This is a genomic window from uncultured Sphaerotilus sp. (genome assembly GCF_963924895.1).
In the GTDB taxonomy this organism is placed as follows: Bacteria; Pseudomonadota; Gammaproteobacteria; order Burkholderiales; family Burkholderiaceae_C; genus Sphaerotilus.
This window is the reverse complement of record NZ_CAWURG010000033.1, coordinates 1-18,548: the sequence shown is the minus strand read 5'-3', so window position 1 is coordinate 18,548 and position 18,548 is coordinate 1. Positions and strand designations below refer to the sequence as shown.

Genomic DNA, 18,548 nt, shown 5'->3' with positions numbered 1-18,548 from the left:
GGGGTCGGGACCGGGGTCGGAGTCACATGCGGAAGTGTTCGCCGAGGTAGACCTTGCGCACGTCCGGGTTGTCGACGATCGCCGCCGGCGTCCCTTCGGCCAGCACACGGCCCTCGCTGATGATGTAGGCGCGGTCGCAGATGCCCAGCGTCTCGCGCACGTTGTGGTCGGTGATCAGCACGCCGATGCCACGCGCCTTGAGGAATCCGATGATGCGCTGGATCTCGATCACCGCAATCGGATCAACCCCGGCAAAGGGCTCGTCCAGCAGGATGAAACGCGGCTGCGTGGCCAGCGCCCGGGCGATCTCCACCCGCCGGCGCTCGCCGCCCGAGAGGGCCGGGGCGGGGCTGGCGCGCAGCCGCTCGATCGACAGGTCGTGGAGCAGGCCGTCCAGCAGCACCTCGATGCGCGCGGCGCCGAGCGGGCGGCCGTTCTCGTCGTGCTGCAGCTCCAGCACGGCGCGGATGTTCTCCTCGACCGTGAGGCGCCGGAAGATCGAGGCCTCCTGCGGCAGGTAGGACAGCCCGAGCCGCGCCCGCTGGTGGATGGGCAGGCGCTGCACCTCGGCACCGTCGATGCGGATGCTGCCCGCGTCGGCCCGCACCAGCCCGACCAGCATGTAGAAGCTGGTGGTCTTGCCAGCGCCATTCGGCCCGAGCAGCCCGACCACCTCGCCGCTGCGCACCGAGAGGTGGACGTCCTTGACGACCAGCCGGGCGCCGTAGCGCTTCTGCAGGCCCTCGGCTTCCAGGCAGCTGCGGGTGTCGGTCAACGGGGGGCCTCCGGGCTGGTGGACTCGGGTGCCGGGCTGGCGGGGCTGGTAGGGCTGTTGGACTTGCGCGGCGTCACCACACCCTTGACGCGCCCGCCACCCGCTGCCGTCGCAGCGGCGCCAGCGACACCGCCGCCCTGCACCTCGAACACGTCGCGGGCATGGTTGTAGACGATGGTCTGGCCGGTGACCTGGTCGGCCGGCACGCCACCGCGCAGCACCCGCACCTGCGCCTGGTCGATGAAGCGCACGGTCTCGGTGACGGTGTCGTATTCGATGCGCCGGGCCTGGCCTTCGACGATCTCGTCCAGCCCTTCGCGCTTCTGGCGGAAGGTGGCGACCTGTCCGGCGGCACCGGTCGCCGTGGCGAACTGGCCCTGCGCGGTCTCCTTCAGCTCGATCTGCGCCGCCTTGAGCACGAGGGTGCCGCGGGTGATCTCGACACCGCCGCTGAGCGTGCGGATCTTGCGCTTGCCGTCCAGCACCATGCGGCCTGCGTCAAAAGCAAGCGCCTGCTCGCTGTCGGCCTTTTCGGCATGTGCCGGCAGGCCGAACCCCGCCAGCAGGGCGCCCAGCAAGAGCATCAGGCCGGAATGTCGGGACAACAGCACGGAAACGGCAGGCAGCATGGAACACGGTCCCCGGAAAGCCCTGGGGTCAAGGCATGGAAATTGCATTCATTCTAGCCAGAAGCGACCGGGCCCGCGACATCTTCTGTCGCGGGCCCGGTGGTCGGTCCTGGGTGCCTGCGGCGCGTGCTCAGCCGACCTTGCGCACCTTGGCGATGAGCTGGTCGGTCAGTGCCAGCGCGCGGACCTGGCCCTCCTGCTCGGGCGTGTTGTCACCGCCGGCCAGCGACGGCGAGGTGTAGTAGCGACCGTGGATGCCGAGCGCCGGCACCCCGTCGATCTTGTAGGCCTCGGAGAGCTGCTTGCCCTGGCGGACCTTGTTCTGCATGCCGAAGGAGTTGTACATCTCGGTGAACTTGGCCTTGTCGGCCCCGTTCTGCACCGCGAACTCGATCAGGGCCTCCGGCTTGTCGAGCCGCTGGCCCTGCTGGTGGATCGCGTAGAAGACCTTGCGGTGGATCTGCTCGACCAGACCGAGGGCCTCCAGCGTGGCGTAGAAGCGCTGCTGCGGCTCGAACGCGGGGCGGAAGCCCACGTGCACGCGCCGGAAGGCCACGTCGGCCGGCAGCTTCTTGATCCACGCCTCCAGCGTCGGCTCGAAGGCATTGCAGTGCGGGCAGCCGTACCAGAAGAACTCGATCACCTCGATCTTGCCCGCCGGTGCCGAGACCGGAACCGCAGGGGACAGGCGGACGAAGTGCTTGCCTTCCTGGAACGCACCCTGGGCCGAGACCAGGGGGCTGACACCGGCCAGCGCGAGGGCGGCGGTGCTGCCCACGACAAACTCACGACGCTTCATGCAATGTTTCCTTTCGATGATCACGACGGATCAGAGTGGGTCCGTGCAGCAAGGTTCAACGCGGCACGCGCACCAGCGCCGCTTCGCCATAACCGGACGCCGTCGTCTGGTCGCGCATCCGCTCGGCATCATCACGCGTCTCGAACGGGCCCAGGCGCACACGGTACATGAGGCGTCCGGACTGTTCGCGTTCGGTGATGCGGGCTTTCAGGCCCACCATCGCCAGCTTGGCGCGCTGCTGCTCGGCATCGTCGGTGCTGACATAGGCGCCGACCTGCACGAAATACACAAACGCGTCAGCCCCCGGCTTGGCTGACGCGGCCGCCGCTGCCGATGCGCGGGCCGCCGCCGCGCTGGCCGAACGCGCTGGCGCGCTGGGCGCCGTGGTCACGGCAGCCGCTGCATTCGCGACCGCGCTCGCCACGGCATCCTGGGCCGCGACCGCCGCGCTGGGGGCGCTGCTGTCGGCGCGTCCGGGCGCGGGCTTGGCCGGGTTCTTGCCGTGCAGCGGCGAGTTCGGATCCCAGTGCTTGTTCTTCTCCAGCTCGGCCGCGTCCTGATCGGCCGTGCGCTGGGGCACCTTGTCCAGGAAGGGAATCGGCGCCTTGGTCACATAGAGCGCCACCCCCAGCGCCAGCACCAGGCCGACCAGCAGCCCCACGACCACGCCGACGCCGAAGCCGCCGCGCTGTGTCTTTGCATTCGATGCCATCAAAAATCTCCTACATCTTGCTCGGCGCGCTCACGCCGAGCACGGCCAGTGCATTGCGCAACACCTGCGCGGTGGCCTGCAGCAGCGCCATGCGCGCCGGCATCGCCAAAGCGTCACCATCAAGGAAGCGCACCGCCGCGTAATAGCTGTGGTACGCCGAGGCCACGTCGCGCAGGTAGAACGCCACGTCGTGCGGCGCCAGATCGGCGGCCGCCCGACCCAGCATCTCCGGATACTCGGCCAGCTTGTTCATCAGCGCCACCTCGGTCGGCGCGGTCAGCCCGGACAGGTCCGCCGCCGCCAGCGCTGCCGGGGACACATCGCCACGGTGCTCGTCAGCGTACTTCGCCAGCACCGAGCAGATGCGCGCGTGGGCGTACTGCACGTAGAACACCGGGTTCTCGTCGTTGGCCTGCAGCGCCAGATCGACGTCGAAGATGAACTCGGTGTCCGCCTTGCGGCTGATGAGGAAGAAGCGCACCGCGTCGCGGCTGGTCCAGTCGATCAGGTCGCGCAGCGTGACGTAGCTGCCGGCGCGCTTGGAGATCTTGACCTCCTCGCCGCCCTTCATCACGGTGACCATCTTGTGCAGCACGTAGTCGGGCCAGCCGGTGGGGATGCCGACACCGGCCGCCTGCAGACCGGCGCGCACGCGGGCGATGGTGCCGTGGTGGTCGCTGCCCTGGACGTTGACGACCTTGTCGAAGCCGCGCTGCCACTTGTGGATGTGGTACGCCACGTCCGGCACGAAGTAGGTGAACGTGCCGTCGGACTTGCGCATCACGCGGTCCTTGTCGTCGCCGTAGTCCGTGCTGCGCAGCCAGAGTGCGCCGCCCTCCTCGAAGGTCTTGCCGGCGTCGACCAGCTTCTGCACCGCCTCGGCCACGCGGCCGCTGCTGTAGAGGCCGGACTCGAGGTAGTAGTGGTCGAAGCGCACGCCGAAGGCCCGCAAGTCCAGGTCCTGCTCGTGGCGCAGGTAGGCGACGGCGAACTGGCGGATGCTGTCGAGGTCGGCGGGATCGCCGGACGCGGTGAATGCGCGGTCGTCGGCCCGGACGGTGGCCTTCTGGCGGAAGGCGTCGGCGATGTCCCCGATGTACTCGCCGTTGTAGGCCGACTCGGGCCAGCCAGCGTCGCCCGGCTTCAGCCCATTCAGGCGGCACTGGGTCGAGGTGGCCAGCGTGCCGATCTGCACGCCCGCGTCGTTGTAATAGAACTCGCGGTGGACCTGCCAGCCCTGGGTGGCATAGAGGTTGCACAGCGCGTCGCCGAGCGCACCTTGCCGGCCGTGGCCGACGTGCAGCGGGCCGGTCGGGTTGGCCGAGACGAACTCCACCATCACCTTGCGGCCGTTGTCCGGGCGCACGCCGAAGTGCCCGGCCTCGGCCAGCACCTGCGCGACCACCTGCTGGCGGGCGGCGGGCTTGAGGCGGATGTTGATGAAGCCGGGGCCGGCGATCTCCATCGCCTCGACCCACTGCTGCACGGCGGGGCGCGTCTGCAGGGCCGCGATCAGCGCCTGCGCGAGCGCGCGCGGGTTCTGCTTCAGCGGGCGGGCGAGCTGCATCGCCAGCGTGCAGGCGAGGTCGCCGTGGGCGGCCTGCTTGGGGTTCTCGAAGGCAGGCTCGACCGCCGCACCGGGCGCGATCTCGGCCAGCGCGTCGCCGAGCGCGGCGAGGAGTTGCTCTTTGGCTTGAATCATGCGCGGATTCTACGGGGCGGGTCCGCGCGCAATCCGCACTTGCTCCGGCAGCCCGGGAGTGAAAAGATCGGCGATTGCCCTCTGACCCTCCCATGATCGACTGCACCGCACCGGTTCTGCCCCAGCGCATCGGCAAGTACCGCGTCATCCGTCGCCTCGGCGAAGGCACGACGAGCGAGGTCTTCCTGTGCCACGACGAGTTCAATGACCGCCCCGTCGCGGTCAAGCAGGTGCGCGCCAGCGTGCTGAGCGACACCAACGACGGCCACATGTTCTCGCGCTTCTTCGCCTCGGAAGCGGCGCTGGCCGGCCGGCTGCACCACCCCAACGTGGTCGAGATCTTCGACGCCGTGCCCGACCCGGTCGCCCCCTATGTGGTGATGGAGTACGTGCCCGGCACCACGCTGCGCGCCTTCTGCCAGCCCGGCCACCTGCTGCCGCTGGAGCAGCTCGTCGAGATCGGCTTCAAGTGCGCGATGGCGCTGGGCTACTGCTACCGGCAAGGCCTGGTCCACCGCGACGTCAAGCCCGCCAACATCCTGACCCTGACCCAGGGCCACGACACCGAGATCCACGACATCAAGCTGACCGACTTCGGCAGCGCGCTCAACCTGACCTCGGACGCCACGCAGGTGCACCGCGTCGGCTCGCTGGCCTACATGTCGCCCGAGCAGCTCGACGGCAGCGAGCTGGACGCGCGGGCCGACATCTACGGCCTCGGCGCGGTGCTCTACCACCTGATCGCCGGACGCGCGCCCTTCGAGGCCACCAGCCAGGCCAGCCTGATGCACCAGATCTGCCATGTGCAGGCGCCCAGCCTAGTCGGGCTGCGCACCGGCGTGACCCCGGCGCTGGACCAGGTCGTGCAGCGCTGTCTGGCCAAGCGGGCCGACGACCGCTACTCCTCGTGGGACGCGGTGGGCGAGGCGCTGTCGCAGCTCATCACCATGCACCACGTGCCGCGCGGCACCTCGCAGGGCGTGCTCGACTCGGAGCGCTTCACGCTGCTGCGCACGCTGGAGTTCTTCACCCAGTTCGGCGATGTGGCGCTGTGGGAGGTCGTGCACCGGGCGCGCTGGCAGCGCTTTCCGGTCGGCCATGCGCTCTACAACCGCGGCGAGGAGGGGCGCACCTTCCACATCATCGCCAGCGGCGCGGTCGAGGTCTACCGCGACGCCCGCCGCGTCGCGCAGCTCGGCGCCGGCACCTCGGTCGGCGAGATGGCCTACCTCGCGCCCAACCCGGAGCTGCGCCGCCACAGCACCGACATCGTCGTCACCGAGTCCGCCACCGCGATCTCCTTCACCCCGGAGACGCTGGCGCGGCTGAGCCCGCAGACCCGCCACCTCTTCGACGAGGCCTTCATCCGCGTGCTGGTGCGGCGCCTGCATGCCGCGCACGAGGCGCTGGCGCATCCGCGGCGCATCCTCTGATCCCCTCTTGCCGAAAGGGATCTGTCCGGTTTCAATGCACAACGCGATCGGCGACTTGCTGTCCGCTCAACATGCCAAAGGAATCGACCATGAAGAAACTGATCACCGTGCTGGCCCTCGCCCTGGCCGGTCTGGCCACCACAGCCCACGCCGCGGACGCTGCCTGTGAAACCAAGGCGGGCGAAAAGAAGCTGGCGGGGGCCGCCAAGAACAGCTTCATGAAGAAGTGCGAGCGCGAAGCCGGTGCAGGCGCCGCGCAGAACGCCTGCGACACCAAGGCCGCCGAGAAGAAGCTGGCGGGTGCCGCCAAGAACAGCTTCATGAAGAAGTGCGTGAAGGACGCCGCCGCCGGCTGATCCCCTCTCGACCGGTGTGCAGGCCGCGCCGGGGCCGGGCGGTCCTTATGATGCCGCCATGGACACGCTCTATCTCGGGGTCAAGACCCTGCACATCATTTTCATCGCCAGCTGGTTTGCCGGGCTGTTCTACCTGCCCCGCATCCTGGTCAATCTGGCGATGGTCGCCCCCGACAGCCACGCCGAGCGCGAACGCCTGCTGCTGATGGCGCGCAAGCTGCAGCGCTTCTCGACGCTGCTGATGGTCGTCGCCCTGGCGAGCGGCCTGTGGCTGTGGCTGGGCTACGGTCTGTGGCGCGGACCCGGCAACGGCTGGCTGCACGCCAAGCTCGCGCTGGTGCTCGCGGTGATCGGCTTCCACCACGTCAATGCGCGCCTGCTGCGCAAGTTCGAACACGCCGCCAACCAGCACAGCCACGTCTGGTTCCGCGTCTACAACGAGGTGTCGGTGCTGCTCTTCGCGGCCATCGTCACCTTGGTGGTGTTCAAGCCGTTCTGACGCATCGCACGGACGATGCCCGCCTACCGATCCTCTTCCTGGCCGCTTGCCTGGATGTGGGCGGGCCTGATCGTCTACGCCAGCCTGCACCCCTTCTGGCCCTGGCAATGGCCGGTGTTCCTGCCCGGACAGGACTGGCGCGACCTGCTCTGGCTGCCGATGTCGCGCTACACGCGCTTCGATTTCTGGTCCAACTACCTGGCCTACCAGCCGCTCGGACTGCTGCTCGGGCTGGCCTGGCTGCGGGGAGGGATGTCGCCATGGCGGGCCGGTCTGCAGGCCACGCTGGTCGGCGTGGGGCTGTCGCTGGCGATGGAGTGGACGCAGTACTTCCTGCCGCTGCGCGTGCCGTCGCGGGTGGACTGGGGGCTCAACAGCGCTGGCGCCCTGACGGGGGCGGTGCTCGCGCTGGTGCTGCAGCGCCTGGGCCTGCTGGCGTACTGGCAACGCCTGCGCGACGTGCTCTTCGTGCCGCACGGCACGCTGGGTCTGATGCTGCTGCTGTCCTGGCCGATCGGGCTGCTGTTCCCCACGCCGGTGCCGCTGAGTCCGGGCCAGGGCCTCGTGCGGCTGGCCACGCTGGTGGACGGCTGGCTGGCCGACACGCTCTTCGCCGGCTGGGTGCCGCTGCCAGCGCCCGGCAGCACGCTCGCGCCCGGCATCGAAGCGCTGGTGACCGCACTCGGCCTGCTGGCGCCGTGTCTGGTGAGTTTCGTGATGCTGCGCCGCGCCCGCCACCGGCTGGTCACGCTGGCCGGCGCCTGCGTGCTGGGCATCAGCGCCACGGCCCTGTCCACGGCGATGAACTTCGGCCCGGACCACGCCATGTCCTGGCTGGCGCCACCGGTGATTCCGGGCGTGCTGATGGGGATGATCCTGGGATGCGCCCTGGCGTTCATGTACCGCCGGGTGGTCGCGGCCATCGGGCTGGTCCTGCTGACCATCCTGATCGCGCTCATCAACCAGACCAGCGCAGACCCGTATTTCGCCCTCAGCCTGAAAGCCTGGGAGCAGGGACGCTTCATCCGCTTCCATGGTCTGGCGCAGTGGATCGGCTGGGTATGGCCGCTGGCGGCTTTGATATTCCTGATGATCCAGGTCATCACACCCCCCCGGCCGCGCCCCCCGGATGTCCCGCCAGCGATGCCCCCGACAGCCTGACTCCTACAATCCCGGCATGAGCAGCATGAGCAGTTACTACCAGCGCCACATCTTCTTCTGCCTGAACCAGCGCGACAACGGCCAGTCCAGTTGCGGTGACCACCAGGCACAGGCCGGCTTCGACCGCTGCAAGCAGCAGGTCAAGGCGGCCGGACTGGCCGGTCCCGGGCAGGTCCGGGTCAACAAGGCGGGCTGCCTCGACCGCTGCGCGGGCGGGCCGGTCGCCGTGGTCTATCCGGAAGCCACCTGGTACACCTTCGTCGACGACAGCGACATCGACGAGATCGTCGAGTCGCACCTGAAGAACGGCCAGGTCGTCGAACGCCTGGTGCTGCCAGCCGATGTCGGCCGCTGAGCGGACGGGCTGCCGATGAACGCCCAGACCGAACGCCTGCACGTGGCCGGACCGGCCGGTGCCATCGAGGTGGCCGTCGACCAGCCGCCGGGCGTCGACACGCCGCGCGGCGTGGCCGTGCTGGCCCACCCGCACCCGCTGTTCGGCGGCACCATGGACAACAAGGTGGTGCAGACCATGGCGCGCGCCTTCCTGCAGATGGGCTACCGCACGGTGCGCTTCAACTTCCGCGGCGTCGGCAGCACCGAGGGCGTGCACGACGAGGGCCGTGGCGAGAGCGACGACCTGCTCGCGGTGGTCGCCGCCCAGCGCAGCGCCGGCCTGCCGCTGGTGCTCGGCGGATTCTCCTTCGGCGCCTACGTGACCACGCTGGCAGCGGCCCGGCTGGAAGGCCCCGAGCGGGCCGAGCGCCTGCTGCTGGTCGGCCCCTCCACGCAGCGCGCCCGGCCGGCCGATGTGCCCGAGGACACCGTGGTCATCCACGGCGAGACCGACGACGTCGTGCCCCTGACCGCCACGCTCGACTGGGCCCGCCCGCAACACCTGCCCGTCACCGTGATGCCCGGTGTCGGCCATTTCTTCCACGGTCAACTGCCCCGCCTGCGCCAGCTCATCGTGCGCAGCTGGCACTGACCCCTGCACCTGAACCGACTCCCCCGATGAAACGACTCCTTGCTTCCCTGGCGCTGGCCCTGGCGCTGCCGCATACCCTGGCCCAGACCCCGCCGCAGCCGCCCGAGATCGCCGCCAAGGCCTATGTGCTGCTCGACCTGAGCGCCGACCAGGCCCTGGCCGGCCGCAACCCCGATGCCACGGTCGAGCCCGCCTCGCTCACCAAGCTGATGACCGCCTACCTGGTCTTCCAGGCCCTGCGCGACAAGAAGCTCACCCTCGACCAGGAACTGACCGTCTCCGAGCGCGCCTGGCGCACCGGCATGACCGACGCGTCGCGCATGTACATCCAGGTCGGCAACAAGGTGAAGGTCGAAGACCTCATCAAGGGCATGATCGTGCAGAGCGGCAACGACGCCACCGTGCTGCTGGCCGAGGCCATCGGCGGCTCGGTGGAAAACTTCGTCGCGATGATGAACCGCCAGGCACAAGCGTTCGGGCTGAAGGTCTCGCAGTTCAAGAACCCGGAAGGCCTGCCCGCACCCGGCCACGTCAGCACGGTGCGCGAACTCGGCACCATCGCCACGCGGCTGCTGGTCGACTTCCCCGGCGACGTGCGCTACTACGCCCTCAAGGAATTCACCTTCAACAAGATCACGCAGCAGAACCGCAACCTGCTGCTGTGGCGCGACCCGAGCGTGGACGGCCTGAAGACCGGCTACACCGACGCCGCCGGCTACTGCCTGATCGCCACCGCCAAGCGCGACTTCCCCAACGGCCCGCGCCGCCTGATCAGCGTGGTCGTGGGGGCGTCTTCCAAGGAGGGCCGCGCCGTCGAGAGCCAGAAGCTGCTGAACTGGGGCTACAGCGCCTGGGACTCGGTCAAGGTCTACGACGCCCGCCAGGTCATCACGCAGGTCGAAGTCTGGAAGGGGGCAGCCGCCACCGCCAAGCTCGGCACGCAGGCGCCGGTGGTGGTCTCGGTGCCGCGTGGCGAAGGCGGGCAGCTCAAGACGCAGCTCGTGCGCACCGACCCGCTGATCGCGCCGCTGACCAAGGGCCAGCAGATCGGCACGCTCAAGGTGCTGTCGGGCACGCGGGTGGTGAGCGAGATTCCGGTGACCGTGCTGGAGCCGGTGGAGCAGGCGGGCATGTTCGGCCGCGCCTGGGACACGCTGCGCCTGTGGATGCGCTGAGCAGGAGCCGGACATGAGCAGCCCGCACGACATTCCGCCCGAGCAGTCGCTGATCGAATATCCCTGCGACTTTCCGATCAAGGTCATGGGCGCGAACGTGGAGGGCTTCGCAGCCGCCATCGCGCACGTGGCCCTGCAGTTCGACCCCGGCTTCGACGCCAGCACCATCGAGACCCGCCCGAGCAAGGCGGGCAACTACCTCGGCGTGACCATCACCATCCGCGCCACCAGCCGGCCGCAGCTCGACGAGCTGTACCGCACGCTGACGACGCACCCGATGGTGAAGATGGTGCTCTGAACTCACATGTCGAGCAGCCAGGCGATCACGCTCTTGGCCACGAAGCCCACCATGCCGAAGGCCAGCACGACGAAGAGCACGAAGGTGCCGAAGCGGCCGGCCTTCGCCTCGCGCGCCAGCTGCGCGATGACAAACAGCATGTAGAGGATGAACGAGCCGACGCCGACGGTCAGTCCGAAGTGGGCCAGTTGTTCCTCGTTGTAGCCGAACATGGGCAGGGGTGCGGGACGCGGTGCAGTGGGGGAAGGGGAGAAGGGGAGAAGGGCGCCGCGATCTTAAGCGCAGAGCCCTCGGCGACACCGCGGCCACCACGGCCGGGGACTTGATCCAGCGCAAGCCCGCTGGCCCGCACGCACGCACCGCCAACGGTCAAGGTGCCGCGTACAGATCCCGGTAGGCGTACCAGCTCGCGTGGCCCAGCATCGGCACGACGAACACCAGTCCGACCAGCATCGCCCCCAGCCCGAGCAACGTGAAGCCCATCACCAGCGCGGCCCACACCGCCATCGGCAGCGGGTTGTCGAGCACCGTGCGCCAGCTCGCCAGCACGGCCTCCCAGACACCGACCGGCCGGTCCAGCATCATCGGAATCGCCACCACGCTGGAGGCGAACACCGGTGCGGCCAGCAGCCCGCCCAGCGCCAGCCACAGCTCGAACAGCCACGAGTCCCGGTTGGCCACCACGTAGCGCAGGAAATCGACCGGCGTGTCGATGCGGTGCGGCGCCAGCAGCGTGATCAGCGCCGCCGAGGTCATCACCCAGCAGGTTCCAGCGGCCGCCAGCAGCAGGCCGAACACCACCAGCCGCCGGTCCAGCGACCGCCAGACGGCCACCACGGTCGGCCATCCAGCCGCCTCGCCCCGCTCCAGCGCCCGGCTCACGGCGTAGAGCCCGGTCGCCAGGATGGGCGCGACCAGCAGGAAACCGGACAGCGAACCCGCCAGCACCCAGAACCGGTCCCTGGCGAACACCATCAGCAGCAGCCCGAGACCCGCCAGCAAGGCCCCGTGGCCAAAACTCACACCCGGAACCCGACGGATGTCATGCCAGGAACGTTCCAGCCAGGTCATGGCCTGCAGCGGGCGCAGCAACCGGACGGCGGAGGGGACAACAGCGTGCGCATTCATGCCCCCGATGCTAGAGCCAGAAGCGCTCCAGCGGTACCCGTGCCAGCCCCGAGGCGCCGCGGACATATCATCCCGGCATGATCTCCCCCGGCCACGACACCGCCACGCAGCGTTATCTCAATGCGCTGGCCCTCTTCGACGAATTCGTGCGCACCGCCGCCAGCACTGCCCCCGACGCCGCTGCCCTGCGGGGACTGGAGCGGCGCTTCGCCGAGCGCATCGAGATCCAGCCCAGCTACTGGAGCCAGATCAAGGGCCGCTCGCGCCAGATCGGCGAGCGGCTGGCGCGCCAGTTCGAGCAGCGCTGCGGCAAGCCCTCGGGCTGGCTGGACCACCCGCACGGCGCGCCAGCCACAACAGCCGCACCGGCTGCGGCAGCGCACCCGACCAGTTCCACCACGCGCGCCCCCGACACCGGCAAGCCACGCGACGAGGACGAACGCTTCATCACCGAACTGGTGCTGACCTACTACCGCCGCAACCCGCAGCGCGCCCGCCAGCGGCTGCTGGATCTGCTGGGCGAGGTGCTGGCGCCCGTGCCAGCCCCGCCGCCACCGCCCGCACCGCTGCCCACGGCAGCGGCGGCCGATGCCGCACTCTGGGCGCAGACCCGCCAGAGCATCGCGCCCCTGAAAAAGAAGCGCTGAACACCGCGCAGGCCCGGCCGATCGACCGACCGATCGACAGAACGAACGGCAGGGTCTTCACAGATTGATAAACATTCGTTTATCATCTGAGCAACATTCCCTCTGACCCGACACCCACCCGTGTCACGCCTGGACCGTGCTGCCCCCGACGCTCCAGGCGCGCCGCGGCATGGACTTCCCTGCTCTACGGAATGACCCTCATGAAGAAACTGCCCCGGTGGTCGATGTACCGCCATTGCCTGAGACCCCGCGACCCCTGATCTCTCGATGAAAGCCGGCCATGCCCCACTTGTTCGCTCACCTGTCGCTGACCTCGCTGACGTCGTTGTCCACGCTGATGAAGCGCCCGCCCGGTGGCGCCGCGTCCGGCACCTGGCTGCAGACGCTGCGCCAGCGCCGGGCGCGCTGGCACTTCGACCGCGCACAGGCGGCACTCGAAGCCTGTGCGGACGAAGGCGCCGAGGTGTCCCTGGGTTCGGTCGAACTCGACGGGCAGTGCTACGGGGCGCTCTACCGGAACGGCAAACTGATCTGCCTGCTGCCGCAGCCCCAGGTGCAGGCACAGGCGCAGGAACCCTGACAGGCCGCGCCAGGGATGGCGGACAGCGCAGGACTCAAGTCCCGCGCTGGTGCTGCCGATAAGGCCGATATCCATCTTCCCCGGAGCCGAACATGCTCGCGCAGCCCCTGCCCGATCTCGATGCCTGGTCGCGGTATCTCACGAGCCGGCCGATCCCGGTCCTGTCCGACACGGAGGAAGAACTGGGCCTGCTGGCCGAGATCGAGGCCCGACACGGCACGGTCGATGCCCATCTGATCAACAACGCCATCGGCGACGACCCGCTGATGACCCTGCGGGTGCTCACCCATGCGTCGCGGCACCGGGCCGATCGCCAGGTGACCGATGTGGACACGGTGACCGCCGCCGTCGTGCTGATGGGCATCGGCCCGTTCTTCCGGACGTTCCTGCCGCTGCCCGTGCTCGACGACCATCTGCAGGACTACCCGCAGGCCATCGCCAGCATCCACCGGCGGATCCGACGCTCCTTCTGCGCAGCCCGTCTGGTGACCGAGTTCGCCCTGCTGCACGCCGACAGCCATGCCAGCGCGCTGCAGAAGGCCGCGCTGCTGCACGGCCACGCGGAAATCTTGCTGTGGTGCCACGCACCGACCCTGGCGCAGACGCTGCAGGAGCGCCGCGAACAGGATCCGCAACGGGATGCGGCCGCGCTCGAAGAAGAGGTGCTGAATGTCGCCCTGGCGCCGCTGGAACACCGCCTGGCCCAGGACTGGGGCCTGCCGTCCACGCTGCTGCGGCTGACCGATCCCGACGACCAGCGCAGCCAGGTGCTGCTGCAACCCCAGCGCCGCCTGCTGACCCTGGCGCTGACGCTGGCCGAGCGGCTGGACCAGGAGGGCCCGACCGCCACACCGACGCTGGACGAACTGGAAGAACTCGCCACGCTGCTGACCCTGTCGACCCCCGCGGCGCAGCGCCTGATCGACAACACCCTGGCCTGAGCCGCTCAAGGCTGGTCCACGGCCGCCGCCAGACGTTCCAGTCCCAGATCGAAGTCCCGCGCCAGCCGGTAGTCGTTCACCAGGCTGAGCCAGCGCAGCAGGGCATTCGAGCCGGCCTGCGATTCCAGGGTCCAGGTCACCCGGGTGCCCGCAGCCAAAGGCTCCAGCCGGAACTCGCCACGGGCTCCCGATCCCAGGTCCTCGAAGGTGACCGTGTAGCCCAGCCGGGTCGGCTTCTGGACCTCATCGAAGCGCATGCGCCCCTGTCCCAGCACCGCACTGTCCCAGGACCATTGGGCCCCCAGACCCGACTCGGGTCCGTCATAGCCGTTGCGCATCTGCGGATCCCGGGCATGCCAGGGCGACCAGCGCGCCCACTGCCGCGGCGAGGCCAGCAGCGGCCAGAGCTGGTCAGGGGTACCCGGAATGAGTTTCTGCCGCTCGATCAGGTGGCGGTCCGGCAGTGCGTAGGCGAGCAGCACCAGCAGCAGTGCCAGCACCAGGGTCGACTTCAGGAGATTGCTCAGCCAAGTCATTTTGTATACATCGCCGCCTCACACGGAAGTTACAAAATATCACATGGCGAGTCCATCCCGGAAATGGGGCAGGGCGTGGCGGACATTCAGCCCGCCACAGAGCCAATAGCTTCAGTTCGGCAAGGCGTGCTGGAGCTTGATCTGATCGAGCACGAAACTGGTCCTGCACTCCTGCACACCCGGGTGCTGCAGCAGCGTGTCCATCATGAACCGGCCATGGTGCGCCATGTCGGTCACCACGACCCGCAGCAGGTAGCTCATCTCCGTGCTCAGGCAGACACACTCGATGACTTCGGGCCAGTCCTGGACCGCAGCGCGGAAGCGCTCGACGATCCGCACCCCCGGCGTGTCGGCAGGCCGCTGCAGTTGCACCTCGACAAAGGCGGACAGCCCCAGGCCAAGCTTCTGCGGCGGCACGATCGCGGCATAGCCGGCGATGACCCCCGAGTCTTCCAGCCGGCGCACCCGCCGGAGCACGGCAGACGCTGACAACTGCACCTGGGCGGCGAGTTCGTCATAGGTGATGCGTCCCTGCAGTTGCAGCGCGGCAAGAATGCGCCGGTCCACGGCGTCCAGCGTCAATTCGGAGTCCATCGAAAGATCATTGCAGGAATGATCAGTACCATCCTGAATCAGCGCTGAGGGCTGCCACACGGTGCGTACCTGTCGCAACAGGGACAATCCTCTGCTGTGGCTACGGGCAAGCACCGAGCACCGAACCTGACACGCAGCTGAACAATCGGGACTCTGATGAACCGCCCGACCCGGAGTCCCCCCATGCACACCACCACCCGCCCCTGGCTGCAGAGCTATCCGGAAGGGGTGCCCGCCACCATCGATGCCGGGACGCAACGCTCGCTGGTCGATCTGCTCGACACCAGCTTCCGCCAGCACGCCAGCCGGCAGGCCGCCCTGTTCCTCGAACAGCCGATCAGCTTCCGCACCATCGACGAACAATCGGCCGCACTGGGCGCCTGGCTGCAGGCCCGGGGGCTGGCCCGCGGCGCACGTGTGGCGCTGATGATGCCGAACCTGCCGCAGTACCTGGTGGCCATTGCCGCCGTGCTGCGCGCCGGCTACATCGTCGTCAACGTCAATCCGCTCTACACCCCACGCGAACTCCAGCACCAGCTCGTCGATTCCGGCGCCGAGGCCATCGTCCTCCTCGAGAACTTCGCCGGCACGCTGGCCGAGGTGGTCCGCCAGACGCAGGTCAAGCACATCGTGCTCGCCGCGATGGGCGACATGCTGCCGCCCTGGCGGCGCCACCTGGTGAACTTCGTGGTGCGCCATGTGCGCAAGATGGTGCCCGAGTTCCGTTTGCCGGAGGGCCAGGGGCACAGCGTCACGCGCTTCAACGACGCCGTCGCCGCAGGCAGCCGCCTGAAGCTTGCACGCAGCGCGGTCGGCCCCGACGACATCGCCTTCCTGCAGTACACCGGCGGCACGACCGGCGTGTCCAAGGGCGCGACCCTGCTGCACCGCAACGTGGTGGCCAACATCCTGCAGAGCGAAGCCTGGTTCCAGCCCATGCTCGGCCGCATCGGCGACCAGCAGATGACCAGTGTGTGCGCACTGCCGCTCTACCACATCTTCGCGCTGACGGTGTCCTACTTCCTGGGCGCGCGCCTGGGCCACCGGCTGATCCTGATCCCCAATCCGCGCGACCTGCCGGCGCTGATCGGCGCGCTCAAGGGACACCGCATCCACATGTTCCCGGCCGTCAACACGCTCTACAACGCGCTGGCCCACAACGCCGAGTTCGCGCGGCTCGACTTCTCGCAGCTCGTCGTCTCCAACGGCGGTGGCATGGCGGTGCAGAAGGCCACCGCCGAGAAATGGCTCAAGGTCACCGGCTGCCCGATCGCCGAGGGCTACGGCCTGTCGGAAACCTCGCCCGTGGCCACTGCCAACCGCATCGACCTGAAGGAGTTCACCGGCACCATCGGCCTGCCGGTGCCCTCGACCGACATCGCCATCCGCGACGACGACGGCGAGGACGTGCCGACCGGCCAGCCCGGCGAGATCTGCATCCGTGGCCCGCAGGTGATGGCCGGCTACTGGAAGCGCCCCGACGAAACCGCCCAGGTCATGACCGCCGACGGCTACTTCAAGTCCGGCGACATCGGCGTGATGGACGAGCGCGGCTATGTCCGCATCGTCGACCGCAAGAAGGACATGATCCTGGTGTCCGGTTTCAACGTCTACCCGACCGAGATCGAGCAGGTGGTCAACCTGCACCCCGGCGTGCTCGAGTGTGCGGCGATCGGCATCCCGGACGCGCGCACCGGCGAAGCGGTCAAGCTGTTCGTCGTCAAGGACGACCCGGCCCTCGCCGAAGAGGACCTCGCCGCCTACTGCCGGGACAACTTCACCGCCTACAAGCGGCCCAAGTTCATCGAGTTCCGCGACGACCTGCCCAAGAGCAATGTCGGCAAGATCCTGCGCCGCGAACTGCGCACCTGATATCCACTGCCTCTCCACAGCCCTGTGCACCGCCCTGCGGCCTTGCACACCGGCTGTTCACCGGCTGTTCACCGGTACCTCACCGGTTGTTCACAGCTTTCCCACGCAGTTGACCGCCCCGCAGCGGCAGGCCAGCCGGCCTTCGTGGTGCGTTTCCCCGTAGTTGCAGGTGATCTCCTCACCGACGGGAATCGCCCGCATCGCGTAGATCTCGATGCGTCCCTGCCGGATGCGCAGCACCGCATTGGGCGCACAGGAGTGGTTCGTGAAGCGCAGCGGATCGCTCGATCTGGACGCATCAATCGCTCTTCTGGGCGAAATTTCCACCATCATGATGCGTTCCATCGTCTTCACGCGCTCCCACGCCTCGTGGACGCTGATCATCTCGCCCCGGATCTCGCCGATCTTGCGGCGGGCCGGAATCGCTTCGCCGGCGAAGGCGCCGGTGCCCTCGATCGGACTGGGCGCGGCCAGGACGGCGTACTTCTGAGGGTTGGCAGGCGTGCCCATGGACGGATCCCCGATCGTGAAAGCGGTGGATGGTACGGGTTGCCGTCACCGGGCCGCGCGCGCGGCTGTGGACAAGGTCCGTGACCGGCTGCACGGAACAACTCTGTGGAGAAGCGTTGAACAGGTGTGGAGTTGTTCATGGAAAACCGGCCTCCCGGAAAGTTGATCCCTCTGACTCCCGCGCTGCTCCACTGGGTCACACACAGACTTCTCACCAGCTCAAGTGCTTGATTCATAAAGGAAAAACAGGGTTGTGCACAAAAAACAGCCCCCTCTACTACTATGTACTATCTATAAAAAGATAAATAACAGAAGAGAAGAACAAGAAGTCTGGAAGGACAGAACAGACACCCGCCGGAACCGGAACACCAGGAAGACAGGGCACACGCAAAGCCGGGCCACAGAAGAAGCCAGGACAGATCAGGGAGAGAACTGCACCGACACACCCGCACACCGGATACGGGCAAACCCGGATCAGCCAGCCTCAGGCCAAGCTGGCACGCATCTTGAAAGACTGAGGGTCTTGCCAGCGCAAGGCCCCAGGTCGCTGGCAGACGGTTCCCCGGTTCCTCTCATCCCCAGTTCCTAGTCGGAGTCTGCATCCATGAATCACAAGCTCAACGTCGTCATCGCCGCAGTTGCACTGGCAGCGGCCACCCAGGTCAGCGCCCAGGAGGTTGTCAAGATCGGCCACGTTGCCCCGACCAGCGGCGGCATTGCCCACCTGGGCAAGGACAACGAGAACGGCGCGCGCATGGCGATCGACGAACTCAACGCCAAGGGCGTGTCGATTGGCGGCAAGAAGGTGAAGTTCGAGCTGCTGGCCGAAGACGACGGTGGCGATCCGAAGCAGGGCACGGCCGCGGCACAGAAGCTGGTCGACTCGAAGGTCTCGGGCGTGGTGGGTCACCTGAACTCGGGCACCTCGATCCCGGCCTCGAAGATCTACAGCGACGCGGGCATTCCGCAGATCTCGCCGTCGGCGACGAACCCGAAGTTCACGCGCCAGGGCTTCAAGACGACGTTCCGCGTGGTGGCGGACGACGTGCACCTGGGCGGCACGCTGGGTCGTTATGCGGCCAAGGAGCTGAAGGGCAAGTCGATCGCGGTGATCGATGACCGCACGGCGTACGGGCAGGGCGTGGCCGACGAGTTCGAGAAGGGCGTGAAGGGCGCGGGCGGCAAGACGGTGGCGCGCGAGTTCACCAACGAC

At 68.2% G+C, this 18,548-nt stretch carries 23 protein-coding genes; 13 read left to right on the top strand and 10 right to left on the bottom strand.

Annotated features, from left to right (window positions below; all coding sequences use genetic code 11):
• Nucleotides 1–22 precede the first annotated feature (22 nt).
• The 5 genes from lptB to argS form a co-directional block, all read right to left on the bottom strand.
• Nucleotides 23–775: an LPS export ABC transporter ATP-binding protein gene (gene lptB / locus AABN02_RS12755; protein WP_338415307.1), complete on the bottom strand. Its 753-nt coding sequence runs from the start codon at nt 773–775 to the stop codon at nt 23–25.
• Nucleotides 772–1,404, bottom strand: coding sequence for a lipopolysaccharide transport periplasmic protein LptA (lptA, locus tag AABN02_RS12750; RefSeq protein ID WP_338415306.1), 633 nt, complete (start codon nt 1,402–1,404; stop codon nt 772–774). The genes lptB and lptA overlap by 4 nt, the downstream gene beginning before the upstream one ends.
• 130 nt (nt 1,405–1,534) lie before the next feature.
• The gene (locus AABN02_RS12745; RefSeq protein ID WP_338415305.1) at nt 1,535–2,203 is read right to left on the bottom strand and encodes a thiol:disulfide interchange protein DsbA/DsbL; all 669 of its coding nucleotides are present in this window, start codon (nt 2,201–2,203) and stop codon (nt 1,535–1,537) included.
• A gap of 55 nt (nt 2,204–2,258) precedes the next feature.
• Nucleotides 2,259–2,915 (bottom strand): SPOR domain-containing protein, encoded by a 657-nt coding sequence (locus AABN02_RS12740; RefSeq protein WP_338415304.1) that lies wholly within the window; start codon nt 2,913–2,915, stop codon nt 2,259–2,261.
• A gap of 10 nt (nt 2,916–2,925) precedes the next feature.
• The gene (gene argS, locus AABN02_RS12735; RefSeq protein WP_338415303.1) at nt 2,926–4,617 is read right to left on the bottom strand and encodes an arginine--tRNA ligase; all 1,692 of its coding nucleotides are present in this window, start codon (nt 4,615–4,617) and stop codon (nt 2,926–2,928) included.
• A gap of 92 nt (nt 4,618–4,709) precedes the next feature.
• On the opposite strand from argS, the gene AABN02_RS12730 reads away from it, so the two are divergent.
• From AABN02_RS12730 to AABN02_RS12695, 8 genes are all read left to right on the top strand, one after another.
• Nucleotides 4,710–6,050: a serine/threonine-protein kinase gene (locus tag AABN02_RS12730; RefSeq protein ID WP_338415302.1), complete on the top strand. Its 1,341-nt coding sequence runs from the start codon at nt 4,710–4,712 to the stop codon at nt 6,048–6,050.
• Nucleotides 6,051–6,139: 89 nt separating this feature from the next.
• A complete protein-coding gene (locus AABN02_RS12725; protein WP_338415301.1) occupies nt 6,140–6,406 on the top strand; it encodes a hypothetical protein in 267 nt (88 codons plus the stop codon).
• A 58-nt stretch (nt 6,407–6,464) separates the two neighbouring features.
• The gene (locus AABN02_RS12720) at nt 6,465–6,905 is read left to right on the top strand and encodes a CopD family protein (RefSeq protein WP_338415300.1); all 441 of its coding nucleotides are present in this window, start codon (nt 6,465–6,467) and stop codon (nt 6,903–6,905) included.
• A 15-nt stretch (nt 6,906–6,920) separates the two neighbouring features.
• A complete protein-coding gene (locus AABN02_RS12715; protein ID WP_338415299.1) occupies nt 6,921–8,066 on the top strand; it encodes a VanZ family protein in 1,146 nt (381 codons plus the stop codon).
• A gap of 16 nt (nt 8,067–8,082) precedes the next feature.
• Nucleotides 8,083–8,421, top strand: a complete 339-nt coding sequence (locus AABN02_RS12710; RefSeq protein WP_179633473.1) for a (2Fe-2S) ferredoxin domain-containing protein — start codon at nt 8,083–8,085, stop codon at nt 8,419–8,421.
• 15 nt (nt 8,422–8,436) lie between these two features.
• The gene (locus tag AABN02_RS12705) at nt 8,437–9,054 is read left to right on the top strand and encodes an alpha/beta fold hydrolase (protein WP_338415298.1); all 618 of its coding nucleotides are present in this window, start codon (nt 8,437–8,439) and stop codon (nt 9,052–9,054) included.
• 26 nt (nt 9,055–9,080) lie between these two features.
• On the top strand, nt 9,081–10,229 hold the full coding sequence (locus AABN02_RS12700) for a D-alanyl-D-alanine carboxypeptidase family protein (protein ID WP_338415297.1): 1,149 nt from the start codon (nt 9,081–9,083) through the stop codon (nt 10,227–10,229).
• A gap of 13 nt (nt 10,230–10,242) precedes the next feature.
• A complete protein-coding gene (locus AABN02_RS12695; protein WP_338415296.1) occupies nt 10,243–10,527 on the top strand; it encodes a DUF493 family protein in 285 nt (94 codons plus the stop codon).
• Nucleotides 10,528–10,529: 2 nt separating this feature from the next.
• On the opposite strand, the gene AABN02_RS12690 is transcribed toward AABN02_RS12695, so the two are convergent.
• Both AABN02_RS12690 and AABN02_RS12685 read right to left on the bottom strand, forming a co-directional pair.
• A complete protein-coding gene (locus AABN02_RS12690; protein WP_338415295.1) occupies nt 10,530–10,739 on the bottom strand; it encodes a DUF2788 domain-containing protein in 210 nt (69 codons plus the stop codon).
• Nucleotides 10,740–10,896: 157 nt separating this feature from the next.
• Nucleotides 10,897–11,655, bottom strand: a complete 759-nt coding sequence (locus AABN02_RS12685) for a DUF2189 domain-containing protein (protein ID WP_338415294.1) — start codon at nt 11,653–11,655, stop codon at nt 10,897–10,899.
• A gap of 77 nt (nt 11,656–11,732) precedes the next feature.
• Between AABN02_RS12685 and AABN02_RS12680 the strand changes: the two genes are divergently transcribed.
• From AABN02_RS12680 to AABN02_RS12670, 3 genes are all read left to right on the top strand, one after another.
• Nucleotides 11,733–12,302 carry a hypothetical protein gene (locus tag AABN02_RS12680; RefSeq protein ID WP_338415293.1) on the top strand — a complete coding sequence of 190 codons (570 nt, stop codon included), beginning with the start codon at nt 11,733–11,735 and terminating at the stop codon, nt 12,300–12,302.
• A 280-nt stretch (nt 12,303–12,582) separates the two neighbouring features.
• Entirely contained in the window at nt 12,583–12,882 is a 300-nt protein-coding gene (locus AABN02_RS12675) for a hypothetical protein (protein ID WP_338415292.1), read from the top strand.
• 92 nt (nt 12,883–12,974) lie between these two features.
• Nucleotides 12,975–13,823 carry an HDOD domain-containing protein gene (locus tag AABN02_RS12670; RefSeq protein WP_338415291.1) on the top strand — a complete coding sequence of 283 codons (849 nt, stop codon included), beginning with the start codon at nt 12,975–12,977 and terminating at the stop codon, nt 13,821–13,823.
• 5 nt (nt 13,824–13,828) lie between these two features.
• Here AABN02_RS12670 and AABN02_RS12665 read toward each other — a convergent pair whose 3' ends face one another.
• Nucleotides 13,829–14,359 (bottom strand): SRPBCC family protein, encoded by a 531-nt coding sequence (locus tag AABN02_RS12665; RefSeq protein WP_338415290.1) that lies wholly within the window; start codon nt 14,357–14,359, stop codon nt 13,829–13,831.
• A gap of 111 nt (nt 14,360–14,470) precedes the next feature.
• Entirely contained in the window at nt 14,471–14,953 is a 483-nt protein-coding gene (locus tag AABN02_RS12660; protein ID WP_338415289.1) for an Lrp/AsnC family transcriptional regulator, read from the bottom strand.
• A gap of 183 nt (nt 14,954–15,136) precedes the next feature.
• Between AABN02_RS12660 and AABN02_RS12655 the strand changes: the two genes are divergently transcribed.
• A complete protein-coding gene (locus tag AABN02_RS12655) occupies nt 15,137–16,825 on the top strand; it encodes a long-chain-fatty-acid--CoA ligase (protein ID WP_338415288.1) in 1,689 nt (562 codons plus the stop codon).
• A gap of 90 nt (nt 16,826–16,915) precedes the next feature.
• Here AABN02_RS12655 and AABN02_RS12650 read toward each other — a convergent pair whose 3' ends face one another.
• Nucleotides 16,916–17,335 (bottom strand): SET domain-containing protein, encoded by a 420-nt coding sequence (locus AABN02_RS12650; RefSeq protein WP_338415287.1) that lies wholly within the window; start codon nt 17,333–17,335, stop codon nt 16,916–16,918.
• Between the two features lie 604 nt (nt 17,336–17,939).
• Between AABN02_RS12650 and AABN02_RS12645 the strand changes: the two genes are divergently transcribed.
• A partial coding sequence (locus AABN02_RS12645) for a branched-chain amino acid ABC transporter substrate-binding protein (RefSeq protein WP_338415286.1) occupies nt 17,940–18,548 on the top strand: 609 nt, incomplete at its 3' end.